This window comes from Nocardia sp. JW2 (genome assembly GCF_051843015.1).
In the GTDB taxonomy this organism is placed as follows: domain Bacteria; phylum Actinomycetota; class Actinomycetes; order Mycobacteriales; family Mycobacteriaceae; genus Nocardia; species Nocardia coubleae.
On record NZ_JBPXLK010000005.1, the window covers coordinates 76,952 to 91,063 of the forward strand.

The following is a 14,112-nucleotide window of genomic DNA, read 5'->3' on the forward strand; positions in this document are numbered from 1 at the left end:
ACGGGCGATGGAAATTCTCAACAGCCGGATCATCGTGCGGCCCAGCGACTATGCGGCCACCCTCGCGTTCTACCGCGACGGGCTCGGTCTCGCGATCGCCAGGGAGTACCCCGGCGGCACGGTGTTCTTCGCCGGGCAGTCGCTGGTGGAGGTCGCCGCGCACGGTGGCAGCGGGCAGCCGGGCACCTTCGACGGTGCGCTGTGGCTGCAGGTGCGCGACGTGTCCGACGCGGCGGCGGAGCTGGCGCTGAAGGGAATTCCCATCGTCCGTGAACCCGTGCTCGAGCCGTGGGGACTGTGGGAGATGTGGGTGGCCGACCCCGACGGCGTACCGATCGTGCTGGTGGAGGTGCCCGCCGAACACCCCATCCGGCGTGACCAGCGCTGGTCGCCGGAGTGAGCCGGGTCGCCCGATTTGCCGATGCGCGCGTGCCCGAGCACGATGGCTGGGAGCAAGCGCCCGACCGCCGACGTCCGGACCGCGCAGCGAGTTCTGTCCATCTACTGAATCGCAGACGCTATGCCTGGCTTTTTCCCGCAGAGCAAACCGACCCGTTGGCCGGGTCTTGTCGCCCGCATGACACGATCGAAGTCGTGAGGTCGCACAGCTTGCTGTATCCGGAGGTGGTGGCGTGAGCAGAACCCTTCGGACGCTGCAGATGCCCACCGGTTCCGGTGTCGGCGAAGTACTTCCCCATCTGCGGCAGGCCCTCGACGGCAGCGGACCGGCGTGGCTGCCGATCCCGACGACCGACCGTCGCGAGGCACGCCGACTCTCCGACGCGCTCAAGCCGGGCGACCCGATCGACGACGACGTCGCGCTCGTCGTGACGACCTCGGGCACCACCGGCATCCCCAAGGGCGCGTTGCTCGGCGCCGAGGCACTGCGGGCCAGCGGAAACGCCACCCACGCGCGCCTCGGCGGACCCGGCAGCTGGCTGCTCGCCCTGCCGACCCACCACATCGCGGGTATCCAGGTGCTGTTGCGCAGCATCCTCGCGGGCACCGAGCCGACCGTGCTCGATGTGTCGGGCGGATTCCTGCCGGAGGCGCTGGCCGGGGCGGTCGGTGCGATGCGCGGGCCGCGCCGCTACACCGCCCTCGTCCCGACCCAGCTCATCAAGTCGCTGGACTCGCCGATCGCGGCCAAGGCGCTCAGCGAGCTCGACGCCGTGCTGGTCGGCGGGGCGGCCACCCCACCACCGGTGTACGAGCGGGCCCGCGACGCCGGGATCAATGTGGTCCGCACCTACGGCATGAGCGAGACCTGCGGCGGCTGCGTGTACGACGGCGTACCGCTCGACGGCACCCGCGTACGCATCGAGGACGGCCGGGTGGTGCTCGGCGGCGCGATGATCGCGCGCGGGTACCGCAACCTGCCCGACCACCCCGCCTTCGCCGAGCCCGGCTGGTTCCGCACCGAGGACGCGGGTTCGTTCGAAGACGGCAAGCTCGCGATCAGCGGACGACTCGACGAGGCCATCATGACCGGTGGCCTGCTGGTGATCCCACAGGTGGTGGAGGCCGTGCTGGCCACTCATCCGGGGATCCGGGAATGCATCGTGCTCGGGTTACCCGATGAACGACTCGGTCAGCGGGTGGCCGTGGCGATCGTGCCGAACGCGGGCGCCGCCCCCACGCTGGAGGAGATCCGGGCGCACGTCGTCGCCGAGCTCGACTCGATCGCGGCGCCGAGGGAACTCGTGGTGCTCGAGGAGATTCCGCTGCGTGGGCCCGGTAAGCCCGATCGCGCGGCCGTGCGGGCACGCCTGCTGGCCGGATAGTCGTCGCGGCCGACGGGTGGGGTGTCGACCTGCCGCGATGACACCGGCCCGCGTGCCGCGAATTTGTCGGTGCCGGGTTCTAGGCTCACTCTCATGGGCGACTTCGAGGTGAGCAGGCGCGCGACCATCGCCGCCGAGCCGGCACGCATCCGTGGTTTCATCAACGACTTCCGGCAGTGGCGGCTGTGGTCGCCCTGGGAGGATTCCGACCCGCAGCTGGCCCGCACCTACAGCGGTCCCGAATCCGGCGTGGGCGCGCGGTACGCGTGGCGCGGCAACCGCAAGGCCGGTGCCGGTGTGATGGAGATCAAAGCCGATGCCGAGCGCGAGATCGGCGTGCAACTGGAGTTCGAGAAACCGTTCAAGGCAACCAATACGGTCACCTTCACCCTCGATCCGGTGCCCGGCGGCACCGAGGTGACCTGGCGGATGACCGGCACCCACTCGGGCCTGATGGGTGTGCTCGGCAAGGTGTTCCCGATCGACAACATGATCGGCAAGGACTTCGACAAGGGCCTGGCCAGATTGAAGACGGTCGCCGAATCAGCCGGGTCCTGAACACGCGACTAGGCTTCGATTCATGGCTACAGCTGCGGAATGGATCGAAGGCGCCCGGCCGCGGACGCTGCCCAACGCGATCGCCCCGGTCCTGGCGGGCACCGGTGCCGCCGCCTCGATCGACGGCGCCGTCTGGTGGAAAGCACTACTGGCCCTGCTCGTTTCGCTCGCCCTGATCGTCGGGGTGAACTACGCCAACGACTACTCCGACGGAATCCGCGGCACCGACGACGAGCGGGTGGGGCCGCTGCGGCTGGTCGGGTCGAAACTGGCCTCCCCCAGCGCTGTTCGCACCGCCGCCGTGGTGAGCCTCGCGGTGGGGGCCGTCGCCGGGCTCGTGCTCGCCGCGACGACCGCCTGGTGGCTGGTACTCCTCGGGGCGCTGTGCCTGGCCGGTGCCTGGTTCTACACCGGTGGCAGCAAGCCCTACGGCTACAGCGGTTTCGGTGAGATCGCGGTGTTCGTGTTCTTCGGGTTGATCGCCGTGCTCGGCACCCAGTTCGTGCAGGCGGAGCGGGTCGACTGGGTGGGGTTACTGCTCGCGATCGGTGTCGGCGCGTTTTCCAGTGCCGTGCTGGTCGCCAACAATCTGCGTGACATTCCCACCGACACCGAGTCCGGGAAGGTCACCCTCGCCGTGAAACTCGGTGACGCGCGCACCCGCACACTGCACCTGGTGCTGCTGGCCGTACCGTTCCTCATCAGTCTCGCGCTGATCGCCCGCACACCGCTGGCGCTGGTCGGACTGCTCGCGATTCCGCTCGCGGTCCGGGCCAACGCCCCCGTGCGTACGGGCAAGGGCGGGTTGGAACTGATTCCCGCCCTGCGTGATTCCGGGCTGGCGCTGCTTGCCTGGTCGGCGCTGAGCGCGCTGGCCGTCGGTTTCGGCTAGTCGCCGTCGGGCACGATGATGCCGAGTACCCAGTTGACCAGCATAATGATGACACCGCCGAGCACCGCTGCCCAGAAACCGTCGACCCGCAGGCCGTAGTCGGTGAGTTCGGTGATCTTGGCGGTGAGCCACAGCATGGCCGCGTTCACCACCAGCAGGAAAAGACCGAGCGTGAGGATCACGAACGGCAGGGACAGAAGTTTCACGATCGGCTTGATGACGGCGTTCACAGCGGTGAACACGATCGCGACGATGAGGATGACCAGGGCCTTGCCCCAGTTGCCCCACTCGTCGGACCATTCCGGCGGCACGGAAATAGTGATCTTGTCGATCCACGCCGCCGCGGCCCAGATGGCTATGGCGTTGATGACCAACCGTATGGCTAGCTGCATAGACCCATGCTAGGCCCGAAATCGGACATCGCGGTGTGTCCGGCGCGGCAAGTTCAGGCGGCGCGGTCGAGCATTCGGTGGATGTCCTCGCGCAGCGTCGCGATGCCGTCGCTGCCACCGAGCAGCAGATCGGCCTGCGCCGGATCGACGCTGCGGAGAATGCCGAGCAACAGGTGGGCGGTGCCGATCTCGCGGTCCTTGCGGCGCAGTGCCTCGCGCAGGGCGAGCTCGAGGGACTTCTTGGCGGGCGCCGAGAACGGGATGTGGCCCCAGTTGGCACCCTTCACGCGGCCGAAGATCCCGCGCTTGGGTTCGGGTTCGGCCTGATCCCACGCCTGCGGGCCGAAGTTTTCGATGACGCTGGCCCGCACCGCGTCGAGGTCGATGCCGATAGAGCGCAGCGCCTCCGCGTCATCTGCGCCGAGCGGGGTTTCGTTGGCCCGTGCGGCGAGCGTGGAGCGCACACCCTCGGCGGTGATGCCGTCGGCGTCGAGAACCGCGCGCAACGGCGGCTCGGCGTTGGTGAGCACGCCGAGCAGGACGTGTTCGGGTCCGATTCGCTGGGCGCCCAGTTCCTTGGCTTCTTCCTGAGCCAGGACAACGGCCACCTTGGCGCCTTTGGTGAATTTCTCGAACATCAGCGGGTGCCACCCTTCCGGTTGTGTTTCTGATGCACCGCTTGCTTGCTCACCTCGAGCGCGTCGGCAATCGCCTGCCACGACCAGCCGTTGGCGCGGGCGTTGGCCACCTGGATGGTTTCGAGCCGGTCGGCCAGTCTGCGCAGGGCGAGCACCGCGCGCAGACCGACCGAGGGATCGGGATTGCCCGCCGCGGCGGCGAGCGTGGTTGCATCGGTCATGCTGTCAATTTTGATTGACGTTCCGGAAGTTGTCAACAAAAATTGACGTCAGCTCAATCGGTACACGAGCTTGGCGAACTGCCCCAGGCGCTCCACCTCGACGAGTCGCAGCCGGTCGGCCAGAATGCGGCGCGGGAGTACGGGCGCGCCGCCACCGAGAGTCACCGGCGCGACGCCGACGATCACCTCGTCGAGCAGCCCGGCATCGGCGAACTGTCCGGCGAGGTCGCCACCACCCATCACCCAGATGTCGCGCCCCCCGGCAGCCGCGGTCATCTGCTCGTGGACCGGGCCGACCTCACCCGCGACGAAACGCACGTTCGCACCGGGCAGCCGGGGCAGCTCCCGGTGGGTGAACACCCAGGTCGGCAGGTCGCCGTACTCGTCGTGCCAGGTCTCGGGCGGGTTGTTGTTCGCCATCCACTCGTAGGTGGTCGACCCGAGACACATGGCGCCGACGCCTTCCAGGAAAACGCCGACATCCCCGGTGGCTGGATCGGCATCGGCTACCGCCATCAGCCAATCCAGCGAATTGTCGGGGTCGGCGATGTAGCCGTCGAGACTGGAAGCCGTGTAATAGGTGGTCGTCATGAACACCGATCCTGACAGTGAAACCTGCCATCCACTGTCAAGGTTCGGTGTGGGAAATCAGCCGGTCCAGCGACCCGTCGCGGCGAATTCGGCGAGAACGGCGCTCGGGTCGGTCAGGTCGAGGCGCTGACCCTCGACCCAGGCATCGTCGAAGTAGGTACCGGCGTAGCGGTCACCGCCGTCGCACAGCAGGGTGACGACACTGCCGCTGCGTCCGGCCGCGAGCAGTTCGGCGACCAGGTGGAACGCGCCCCACAGATTGGTCCCCGTCGAGCCGCCCACACGGCGGCCGAGGGCGGTGCTCGCGTGCCGGGTGGCCGCGATCGAGGCCGCGTCGGGCACCACGATCATGCGGTCCACGACCTGACCGATGAACGACGGCTCCACCCGCGGGCGACCGATTCCCTCGATGCGCGAAGGCATTCCGGTCTCGTACCCGGCGTCGCCGGTCTCGTAACCGCCGTAGAACGCGGAGTTCTCCGGGTCGACCACGGCCAGGCGCGTGGGGTGCCTGCGGTAGCGGATGTAGCGACCGATCGTCGCGCTCGTGCCACCGGTTCCGGCGCCGACCACGATCCACTCCGGGATCGGATGCTGTTCCAAAGCCAGCTGCTGGAAGATGGATTCGGCGATGTTGTTGTTGCCGCGCCAGTCCGTCGCCCGTTCGGCGTGGGTGAACTGGTCCATGAAGTGCCCGCCCGATTCGACGGCCAGCCGCTTGGCCTCGGAGTACATCTCCGGCGGCCGCTCGACGAAATGACAACGGCCACCCTGGGCTTCGATCAGCGCGATCTTCTGCGGCGACGTACTCGCCGGCATCACCGCCACGAAATCGAGCCCGAGCAGCTTGGCGAAATACGCCTCGCTCACCGCCGTCGACCCCGACGACGCCTCGACCACCGTCGTCCCCTCGGTGACCCAGCCGTTGCAGATCGCGTACAGGAACAGCGATCTGGCCAGGCGGTGCTTGAGACTGCCCGTGATGTGGGTGGATTCGTCCTTGAGATACAGCTGCACCGGCCAGTCGGCGGGCAGCGGGTAGCGCAACAGGTGGGTGTCGGCGGAACGCTGGGCGTCGGCGTCGATCAGCCGTACCGCGTTGTCGACCCAGTCACGCGGTGCGCTGCGGTCGAGGTACTTCACGCGTCGTCGTCACCCCGCAGACGAGCCCGCAGCTGCGCCTTGTCCTGGCGGCGGCGCTCGTCGACGACGGCGATGTCCTCGTTCACCTTCATGCGCAGTTTCTTGAACAGGGTCAGCGACAGCGGCATCGCGACGATCAGCGCGAACAGGGCCGCTACGATGATCGGCACCTCGACCCCGATGAGCTTGGCGACGCCGACGATCAACGCGGCGATCACCACGACAAGCCCGAGCCGGGCCAGCGTGTAGAGGGCAAGGTTGCGGGCCAGCCGCTTCCCCGCAGAACCTTGCTGACCAGTTGCTTCACTCACCTTGACAGGGTAACCCCGGCGCGCGCGGCCCCGTTCGCGGCATTTGTCTATTACTTCCCCTTTACCAACTGTAGGTGGTTCGACTACGTGGGGGTCGCAGTGCGACGATGGCGCCATCTGATGAGGGAACTGTCGAGAACGGAGAGGTTAGCTATGACTGCGATCACCGTCGGCGGCCAGGACACTCTGCTGACACCAGGCCAAGTGGCCGCAATGTTCCACGTAGACCCGAAGACCGTTACTCGGTGGGCCCATGCGGGCAGGCTCGGTTCGCTGCGCACGCCGGGCGGACACCGCCGATTCCGCGAGTCCGAGGTTCTGCAGCTGCTCAAATCGCTCACCACCGAGGCAGCCCCCCGCTGACCTCACCGGCGGCGCGAGCCGGTTCGGCTCGCGTTTGCCGGGAATTTCCCTTCCGTTGCCGATGTGCACACGGTGCGGACACGGCTACCCTCGATAGCAGGAGGTGAGCGACGTGACGTACCTGTTGGCACTCATCGCGATCGTGGCCATCGCGGTGCTGTGCTGGAAGGCGTTCGGCCCCGAACGCCCGAGCCCGAATCCCGGCCCGGCCGCACGCAGGCCGATCCTCGGTCCGGACGACGACCCGGAATTCCTGTGGCGGCTCCGCAAGCAACCACGCGACGATTCCGGTCCCGAGGCGTGAGCTGACCCACATACCCCCCATTGCGCACGAAACAGCTGGGTAGATAACGTATTCCGGTGATCGATGTGCAGCAGGCTTCCATCCCGACCACTTGGCGCGCGGCCGACGGCAGCGCCGTGACGTTCACCGAGGCGCGGTCGGCGTGGACACGCGCGGCACACGACGTGCTCGCCGCCACCGCGTCGCGCTTCAACAACTTCATCATCAATACCGAGCTGGCCGAATTGGTGCAGGAAGAGTCCGGTATCCGCACCCAGGTGAAGTGGCAGCACTGGCTGCCGGTCGTGCTCGACCGGGTCGCCGAATACTGTCACAACAACAACGAGCCGCCGCTGAGCGCGCTGTGTGTGCGCCGCAACCAGACCGTAGGCACCGGCTACCGCTATATCCTCGAACTCGCCGGCCTGCCCATCCCCGACGACCTCGAGATGCACGCGGCCGCCGCCCGCTGGCAGTGCTACCAGCACTACGCCACCGACCTCCCCGCCGACGGTGGCCTCCCCACCCTCCCCCCGAAGGTCGCCGCGATCCGCCAGCGCACCTCCCAGGACTTGGCGACCACCGAGGCCGCGGAAGCCGCCGAAGCCAAGCGCACCGCCGCCTCGCGCCCCAGCGTCACCACCCCCAAGCCCGAACCGGTCCGCAAACCGGTCTGCCTGAACTGCCACGTGGAACTCCCGGCCAACAAGATCTGCTACTACTGCTGATCGCACCGACCACTGCCCGGATGCTCACCCGAGCACCCGGGCACAGTTGTCTCCGGCCCGCCACGCTTGACCTCAACCGAAGTTGAGCAAATAGCGTCCGGACCTATGAACACGATGCAACCGCCGGTTGTCCAGGACGACACCGTCGATCACACCGCCGATATCGCCGCCATCCGTCAGGTCGTCGCCGACACGCAGACCGCGTTCAACACCAACGATGCCGAGTTGATGACGGCACCGTTCGCCGAGAACGCGGTCGTGGGTAATGCGGTCGGCATGGTGCTGCGTGGGCGCGATGCGCTGCTCGATGCCAATCGGCGGGGCTTGGCAGGATTTCTCGCCGACGAGTACGTCCGGTACGACGTCACCGACATCACCTTGCTGCGCCCCGATGTCGCCATCGCGCACAAGGAAGCCCGGGCCACCACCGCCGACGGCACGCTGATCGACACCGACCCTGCCATGGTCGCCCTGTACGTACTGGTCAAGGAGAACGACCGGTGGTGGGTGTCGGCCCGCCAGAACACCCTCGTTCCAGCTTCCTGATCGCGGCGCTACACGCCGCTGCAGACCGTCTTCATCACTATCACCGGACCCGGCCCGATCTTCGCCGCAGCGGCGATCGCGGCCGCTTCGGCCTCCTCGGCCGTCGGGGCGACCCGGGCGCGGAAGTCCCCGTCACGCCCGGCCCCGCCAGCATTCACCATGTTCCTCGCCAACGACACACATTCGTCGACGAATCGGGCGACGACTTCACAGTTCGGCCGGTGACACAGTTCCCGTGCGGATTCCTCGGCAGCCTCCCAGCTCGGGTAGTTCACCGCCGAGATCAGATGCGACGAATCGGCCCGATCCATCGTGACAACCCCGTAGTACCGCCCGCCCTCCCCCGGCTCGGCCGCCGCCACCCCGGCACCCGCGACAACCATCGCCACAGCGGCCAACACCATCGAAATCTGCTTCCCCACGGGGCCCTCCAGTCGATCATCGACTCCTGCCGAGCCGAACCGGACAGCATGACCCGCCCGGCGATCAACGTCAACTCGGTTGCGGCACAAGGAGCTTCACAGCAGCACACCGAGCCCAACCGAGCTCAGGACAAACCGGGCTCGGTGCCGGTGACAGTGCCCAACCACGACCTGACAGCGGCTCCTCACCGAGAGGCCGGGGACGTTCAGGGGCCTTGCCTGAAGGTCAGACGCAGGTCGGCATCCCCATGAGCATGCTTGTGCCGGTGGACAGGCATCGCAGCAGCAGGCCGGGAAGGGCCGCCGAGCCCGAATCCGGATCTGCGGAGGCAGTCATCGGGCCGGCCGATCCGGAATCGGTGGCCACCGGGCTCGGGGTCGCGACGGGCGACGCTGTCGCAGTACCGGCAAGCCCGATACCCAACGAAATCGCAACAGCAGCAACCACACTCAGACGACGCATTTCTTCAACCTCTCGAACACCGATAGATACCGCCGACGGTAATGCCGATGACCAAAAGTGAAACGCCCCCACTTCCGTGGGCTCGCGTCACACCTCCCCGCGGTCAAGTGCCTCGGCTTCCATAGACGCGATAGAGTCCGCGACCTTCGAGCCATAGATGCCCCAGAGATCTGGTGTCGTTATTCGGTCACTCGAGCTGCGCGGTCGGTCTGGCCCACGACGCGTCAATCGCGGTCAGTTCCGCGGTGGGGACGCAACCTCTTTCGAGAACCTCGAGGACCTTGCGCGGATCGCAGCCGTATACCCCGGCACCGAAAGCGCAGTTGGCTTCGACGATTGCCCAATCACGTCCCTCGATCAGACCGATGTCGATGACGATCGACGGTGGGACGGGTACTTCGGCGGCCAACTCTTCGATAAACGCCTGGACTGCGGTCACTTCCGATGTCGCAGCAGGCCAGCTGCCGTTCTCGGCGCGGGCGGACTCACCGTTGCGGAGGTAAGGCGACATGGTCAGTACCGCACCGTCTTTGACAAAGCAGCGGAATTCCGCGCGCCATTCGACAGGCTCCGCCATGAATACGAGCGTGTCGTCGGGGCACGCTTGCGGCGGTGGCAGACCGATCCCGTTGCGATAGACCGCGCCCGCGAAGCCTTTGCGGCCGTCTGCGGGTTTGACGAACACCGGGTCGGCATGGCGGCGAGCCTCACCAAGGGTGGAGATCTGAATTTGTCGCTGCAGTAGGGGTTTCGGCAGATTCGGCAGCCAGTCGTCCGGGGCGTCGAGCAAGGTGATGCCGAGCTGTGCTGCGATAACCTCGGCGAACATCGTCTCGCCGTAGATGGCTGTCGCGACCGTGTCCTCGGGAACGCGCCAATTCGTCAGCCGGACGACATTCCACCCTGCGCGAATTGCGGCGGCTCGCATGACGCGCGAGTCCTCGGAATAGCGGGGTGAAAGGATCAGAGTCGACATTTTCTACAGATCATCCACTGCGGGCGCCCCGGACCAGACAGAATCCGGGATGGACCGGCGGCGAGATCCCCGCGGCTATGGGATGTCGGCCGACTCGATTCAGGATGCTGTCGGGCCGGCGCTCAGTGTGGACGAGCCGAGGCTCAGCAATTGCAGGATGTTCTGGATGAAGTCGCACCCGCCCGGTGCTCCGATCGGGTACTCGACGCACGCGGCAACGGGGGCAACGGGCTGAGTGGCAGCATGGGCGGAGCCGACCGGTGCCAGCATCAGCGCGCCGACCAACGTAGCCACCGCGAAAGATCTGTTCATCGAGCATCCTCACTGCGCCGGGCTTCGAACTGCCCACTGCCGAGCAGGATATTGGGGCGCTGGCGCAACCACGAGACCCCGCTTCCGTGGTCTGTAGCTCGAAGCATCTGTATGGGCGCAGTCTGCGGATCAGTCGCAGCAAGCACAGTCGTGATCGCTCGTACTCGCGACAACAGGTGCCGGACAGCAAGTGTCGCCCCGCCACGCGTCGAGACCTTCCTTGACCGCGATCGCGGCGATGACAAGGCCGGCGATCGGATCGGCCCACGACCACCCGAACAGGCTGTTGAGCAACAGTCCGACCAGCAACACCGCCGAGAGATAGGTGCACAGCAAGGTCTGCTTGGAATCGGCGACCGCGGAAGCCGATCCGAGCTCGCGACCGGCGCGGCGCTGGGCCAACGACAGCACCGGCATCACCGCCAGGCTCACCGCCGCCAGCGTGATCCCGATCGGGGAAGGCCGGGCTTCGCCGGCACCGAGCAACCCACGGATCGAATCGACGGTGACATAGAGAGCCAAGGCGAAGAACGAGAACGCGATGATCCGCAGCGCGATCTTCTCGCGCTTCTCCGGGTCCCGGCCTGCGAACTGCCAGGCGACGGCGGCGGCCGAGGACACCTCGATGATCGAGTCCAGACCGAATCCGATCAGCGCGGCCGACGAAGCGCGAGCGCCCTCGGTCAAGGCGATGATCGCTTCGATGACGTTGTAGGTGATGGTGGCCGCGACGAACCAGCGGATCCGGCGCGCCAGCAAGGCCCGACGCTGCGTCGAAGCCGCGGTCACCGAGGAAGACATCAGCAGCACTCCTGCGTAGCCGAGTCCGGGCAGCAGGCCGGATCCACGGCCAGCACCAGCCCGGTCAGGTCGTCCAGGGCCCGTCCGATGCGTGCGTCGGCCAGCTCATAACGCGAACGCCGCCCCTCCGGCACCGCGACCACGAGCCCACAACCGCGCAGGCAGGCCAGGTGATTGGACAGGATCTGACGCGACACTCCGATACGTTCGGCCAGGTCCGAGGGGTACGCAGGCGCTTCACGCAGGCTCAGCAAGATCTGCGTGCGAGTGGCATCGGAGAGCGCATGCCCGAAGCGTGCCAGCGCGTCACGACGAATCAAAGTATCCACACGTCGACAATACATCGAAATCTGTATTCAGAAAATGATGAATCTAGGCCGCGATGCGCATAACGACCACGGTCTTGTCATCGTGGCGTTTGGCCCGAGGAAGTTCCTGGCCGTCCGGGTCCGTCTCGGCCTCCCAGATGTGCACATCACGAAGCAGTTGTTCGAGCTGTCGCGTGCACATGTTCGCGACTTCGGGCCAGGTCACCCCGAGCGAGGGAACAAGGTCGAAGGCACCGTCGGTGGCAGCGATGATCCACGCGACCTCATCGCGTGGATACCGAAAGCGCAGAGCATGTTCGGCCGCGCGGGGATCGGCTTCGGCAATCCAGTAACCGTCCGGGCGGTTGCGCTGCGCCCGTTCGGCGACCTGAAGCTCTCGCAGGACCTTCCGATGTTGTTCGCTGTAGCCCTGCCCGTCGGCCAGCAACCTGCGGAACAGGTCAGCCTCCGGTAGCCGAAGCCTCGGCAGCCGATCGTCGGTATGCACCTGCACGCCTCCGGTGCGCAGCCCGACGATCACCGACGAGTCACCGAGAACCAGCACATCGACGGCGTCGGATTCGACGCGGACGAGCGCGACTGTGCTCGACGGCGCCGCGCCCGGTTCGATTCCGAGCACGGCCACTGCCCTCGCGATCGACTGCTCGAGGACGACCGCCAACGGCGACGTTCCATCGATCGACTCCGCGAGGTCCGAGGCGAGAAAGTCGACATACGCCCCGGCCGACGGCATCGCGGGATCGTGGGCCGTGGCGCCGTCGAGAACGATCACAGCATGTTCTGTGACGACCAGCCGGTCCTCGTCAGAACTAGCGGGCAATTGCGCGGATTCGACGATGATCCCCATGCGGCCACAGCGTACGGGCACGCGGTAATCGTCTTCCAGGATCGGCGAGCACCGGCTACGGTCACGCCGTGACCAGCGAGATCAGTTTCGATTACCAGCCGGGATCCCTCGACCGTGCCGACGTCCACCAAATCATGCCCCGCATCGACAGCATCCCCCTGATCGATCTCGTCGACACCTTCGAAATCGGTGCCGGTATGAAGCCTTCCGGTGACATGTACGGGGGCCTCACACCCCAATTATTCCGGTTCGACTCGGCGACAGAGCATTTCCACGGATCCCGCAAGCCTCGAAAGACCCCCGTTCTCGCCTGCAGTTGCGGGGAAGTCGGCTGTTGGCCGCTGTTCACCCGAATCAGCCTGACCGGTGACCTCGTCGTCTGGGACCACTTCGAACAGCCCCACCGCCCCACTCGCGACTACAGCGCGTTCGGCCCGTTCCTCTTCGACCGCATCCGGTACGACGCAGCTGTCCAGAACCTCGACACAGCAATCGAGTCCCACAAAGTGAGCTGAGCACAACCCCAACGCACTGGCAGAAGCGGTTAGTTCAGGCCCGCATAGCTGTGCAGACCGCTGATCACCATGTTGATGATGAAGAGGTTGAACAGCATTGCCACGAACCCGGCGATGTTGATCCACGCGGCCTTGGTGTCGCGCCAACCCGACGTCGCGCGGGCGTGGAGGTAGGCCGCGTAGAGGACCCAGGCGATGAAGGAGCAGGTTTCCTTCGGGTCCCAGCCCCAGAAGCGGCCCCAGGCGGCTTCGGCCCAGATGGCGCCGAGGATGACGCCCGCGCCGAAGAGGGGGAAGCCGATGATGGTGGTTTTGTAAGCGAGCTGGTCGAGGGTGCGGGCGTCGGGGAGGCGGCGGGCGACGGTGCCGAAGATGTTCGAGGACTCTTCGCCTGCCGGTTGGCGCATGCGGTAGAGGTAGAGGAGGCTGGCGACGCCCGAGACCAGGAAGACGCCGCTGCCGACGCTCACGATGGTGACGTGGATGGGCAGCCAGAACGAGCGAAGGGCGGGGACCACGGGGGCCGCGTCGGCGTAGAGGACGGTGCCCGCGAGGAACATCAGGATCAGCACGGGGACGAGCAGGAACGCCCACATCGCGCGGAAACGCTGGTCGCGCAGGAAGATCAGACCGATCACCACGGCGGCCGCGGTGGCCATGGTGGTGAACTCGTACATGTTGCCGAGCGGGAAGCGGTGGGTGGCGAAGCCGCGCAGCACGATCGAGGCGATGTGCAGGACCGCACCCACCGAGAGCACGGAGAACGCCATGTCGCCGAAGCGTTCGGCGCGCGACTTCGCCTCGGGCATCGCGATCCGGCCGGGCAGGGACGGATCGACGGGGCCGTGGTCGCGCGCGGCGACCTGCTTGGCGCGGGCCGAGGCGTACTGCACGATCAGCAGCACCGTCGCCAGGGTGTAGACGGCGATCGCCGACATGAACGAATAGTCGCTGTAGCGTGCCAGCGTTTCGTCGATCGGCATCAGAACTCCGCCTC

At 66.7% G+C, this 14,112-nt stretch carries 22 protein-coding genes; 9 read left to right on the forward strand and 13 right to left on the reverse strand.

The features are described 5' to 3' along the window. Positions 1-7: 7 nt before the first annotated feature. The 4 genes from ACSVDM_RS09625 to ACSVDM_RS09640 all read left to right on the forward strand — a co-directional run bounded on the left by ACSVDM_RS09625 (position 8) and on the right by ACSVDM_RS09640 (position 3,234). Positions 8-400, forward strand: a complete 393-nt coding sequence (locus ACSVDM_RS09625) for a VOC family protein (protein ID WP_067641885.1) — start codon at positions 8-10, stop codon at positions 398-400. Positions 401-659: 259 nt separating this feature from the next. After that, entirely contained in the window at positions 660-1,784 is a 1,125-nt protein-coding gene (gene menE / locus ACSVDM_RS09630) for an o-succinylbenzoate--CoA ligase (RefSeq protein WP_067485003.1), read from the forward strand. Between the two features lie 93 nt (positions 1,785-1,877). After that, entirely contained in the window at positions 1,878-2,342 is a 465-nt protein-coding gene (locus ACSVDM_RS09635; protein ID WP_067641887.1) for an SRPBCC family protein, read from the forward strand. A 22-nt stretch (positions 2,343-2,364) separates the two neighbouring features. Further along, on the forward strand, positions 2,365-3,234 hold the full coding sequence (locus tag ACSVDM_RS09640; RefSeq protein WP_439264071.1) for a 1,4-dihydroxy-2-naphthoate polyprenyltransferase: 870 nt from the start codon (positions 2,365-2,367) through the stop codon (positions 3,232-3,234). Here ACSVDM_RS09640 and ACSVDM_RS09645 read toward each other — a convergent pair. From ACSVDM_RS09645 to ACSVDM_RS09670, 6 genes are read right to left on the reverse strand one after another with little or no spacing between them, the layout of a single operon-like run. After that, complete coding sequence (locus ACSVDM_RS09645; RefSeq protein ID WP_067484995.1) at positions 3,231-3,626, reverse strand: phage holin family protein; 396 nt, start codon at positions 3,624-3,626, stop codon at positions 3,231-3,233. The genes ACSVDM_RS09640 and ACSVDM_RS09645 overlap by 4 nt on opposite strands. A 53-nt stretch (positions 3,627-3,679) precedes the next feature. Further along, positions 3,680-4,264, reverse strand: a complete 585-nt coding sequence (locus ACSVDM_RS09650; RefSeq protein ID WP_439264073.1) for a Clp protease N-terminal domain-containing protein — start codon at positions 4,262-4,264, stop codon at positions 3,680-3,682. Beyond that, positions 4,264-4,485: a hypothetical protein gene (locus ACSVDM_RS09655; RefSeq protein ID WP_067484990.1), complete on the reverse strand. Its 222-nt coding sequence runs from the start codon at positions 4,483-4,485 to the stop codon at positions 4,264-4,266. The genes ACSVDM_RS09650 and ACSVDM_RS09655 overlap by 1 nt, the downstream gene beginning before the upstream one ends. 48 nt (positions 4,486-4,533) lie before the next feature. Next, positions 4,534-5,076, reverse strand: a complete 543-nt coding sequence (locus ACSVDM_RS09660; protein WP_439264075.1) for a dihydrofolate reductase family protein — start codon at positions 5,074-5,076, stop codon at positions 4,534-4,536. Positions 5,077-5,133: 57 nt separating this feature from the next. Beyond that, positions 5,134-6,219 carry a PLP-dependent cysteine synthase family protein gene (locus ACSVDM_RS09665; protein ID WP_439264076.1) on the reverse strand — a complete coding sequence of 362 codons (1,086 nt, stop codon included), beginning with the start codon at positions 6,217-6,219 and terminating at the stop codon, positions 5,134-5,136. Continuing rightward, on the reverse strand, positions 6,216-6,530 hold the full coding sequence (locus ACSVDM_RS09670) for a DUF4229 domain-containing protein (protein ID WP_067641892.1): 315 nt from the start codon (positions 6,528-6,530) through the stop codon (positions 6,216-6,218). The genes ACSVDM_RS09665 and ACSVDM_RS09670 overlap by 4 nt, the downstream gene beginning before the upstream one ends. A gap of 153 nt (positions 6,531-6,683) precedes the next feature. On the opposite strand from ACSVDM_RS09670, the gene ACSVDM_RS09675 reads away from it, so the two are divergent. The 4 genes from ACSVDM_RS09675 (at position 6,684) to ACSVDM_RS09690 (ending at position 8,450) form a co-directional block, all read left to right on the forward strand. Continuing rightward, a complete protein-coding gene (locus tag ACSVDM_RS09675; protein ID WP_019049435.1) occupies positions 6,684-6,893 on the forward strand; it encodes a BldC family transcriptional regulator in 210 nt (69 codons plus the stop codon). A 112-nt stretch (positions 6,894-7,005) separates the two neighbouring features. Then, a complete protein-coding gene (locus ACSVDM_RS09680; RefSeq protein WP_067485864.1) occupies positions 7,006-7,197 on the forward strand; it encodes a hypothetical protein in 192 nt (63 codons plus the stop codon). Between the two features lie 56 nt (positions 7,198-7,253). Next, a complete protein-coding gene (locus ACSVDM_RS09685; protein WP_439264079.1) occupies positions 7,254-7,904 on the forward strand; it encodes a hypothetical protein in 651 nt (216 codons plus the stop codon). A 105-nt stretch (positions 7,905-8,009) separates the two neighbouring features. Continuing rightward, a complete protein-coding gene (locus ACSVDM_RS09690; RefSeq protein ID WP_439264081.1) occupies positions 8,010-8,450 on the forward strand; it encodes an SgcJ/EcaC family oxidoreductase in 441 nt (146 codons plus the stop codon). Between the two features lie 8 nt (positions 8,451-8,458). Here ACSVDM_RS09690 and ACSVDM_RS09695 read toward each other — a convergent pair whose 3' ends face one another. The 6 genes from ACSVDM_RS09695 to ACSVDM_RS09720 form a co-directional block, all read right to left on the reverse strand. Further along, positions 8,459-8,872: a DUF4189 domain-containing protein gene (locus ACSVDM_RS09695; protein WP_439264082.1), complete on the reverse strand. Its 414-nt coding sequence runs from the start codon at positions 8,870-8,872 to the stop codon at positions 8,459-8,461. 650 nt (positions 8,873-9,522) lie between these two features. Then, positions 9,523-10,311 (reverse strand): ATP-grasp domain-containing protein, encoded by a 789-nt coding sequence (locus ACSVDM_RS09700; protein WP_439264084.1) that lies wholly within the window; start codon positions 10,309-10,311, stop codon positions 9,523-9,525. Positions 10,312-10,410: 99 nt separating this feature from the next. Then, positions 10,411-10,623 (reverse strand): hypothetical protein, encoded by a 213-nt coding sequence (locus ACSVDM_RS09705; RefSeq protein ID WP_439264086.1) that lies wholly within the window; start codon positions 10,621-10,623, stop codon positions 10,411-10,413. Positions 10,624-10,752: 129 nt separating this feature from the next. Continuing rightward, entirely contained in the window at positions 10,753-11,424 is a 672-nt protein-coding gene (locus ACSVDM_RS09710; RefSeq protein ID WP_439264088.1) for a cation transporter, read from the reverse strand. Beyond that, positions 11,424-11,768, reverse strand: coding sequence for an ArsR/SmtB family transcription factor (locus ACSVDM_RS09715; protein WP_210740173.1), 345 nt, complete (start codon positions 11,766-11,768; stop codon positions 11,424-11,426). Before ACSVDM_RS09715 ends, ACSVDM_RS09710 begins: the two co-directional genes overlap by 1 nt. A gap of 28 nt (positions 11,769-11,796) precedes the next feature. Then, positions 11,797-12,600: a hypothetical protein gene (locus ACSVDM_RS09720; protein WP_439264090.1), complete on the reverse strand. Its 804-nt coding sequence runs from the start codon at positions 12,598-12,600 to the stop codon at positions 11,797-11,799. Between the two features lie 68 nt (positions 12,601-12,668). Here ACSVDM_RS09720 and ACSVDM_RS09725 point away from each other — a divergent pair, with 68 nt between their 5' ends. Then, the gene (locus ACSVDM_RS09725; protein WP_439264092.1) at positions 12,669-13,115 is read left to right on the forward strand and encodes a hypothetical protein; all 447 of its coding nucleotides are present in this window, start codon (positions 12,669-12,671) and stop codon (positions 13,113-13,115) included. Between the two features lie 29 nt (positions 13,116-13,144). On the opposite strand, the gene ccsB is transcribed toward ACSVDM_RS09725, so the two are convergent. Beyond that, the gene (gene ccsB / locus ACSVDM_RS09730; RefSeq protein ID WP_439264094.1) at positions 13,145-14,098 is read right to left on the reverse strand and encodes a c-type cytochrome biogenesis protein CcsB; all 954 of its coding nucleotides are present in this window, start codon (positions 14,096-14,098) and stop codon (positions 13,145-13,147) included. Positions 14,099-14,112: the final 14 nt, after the last annotated feature.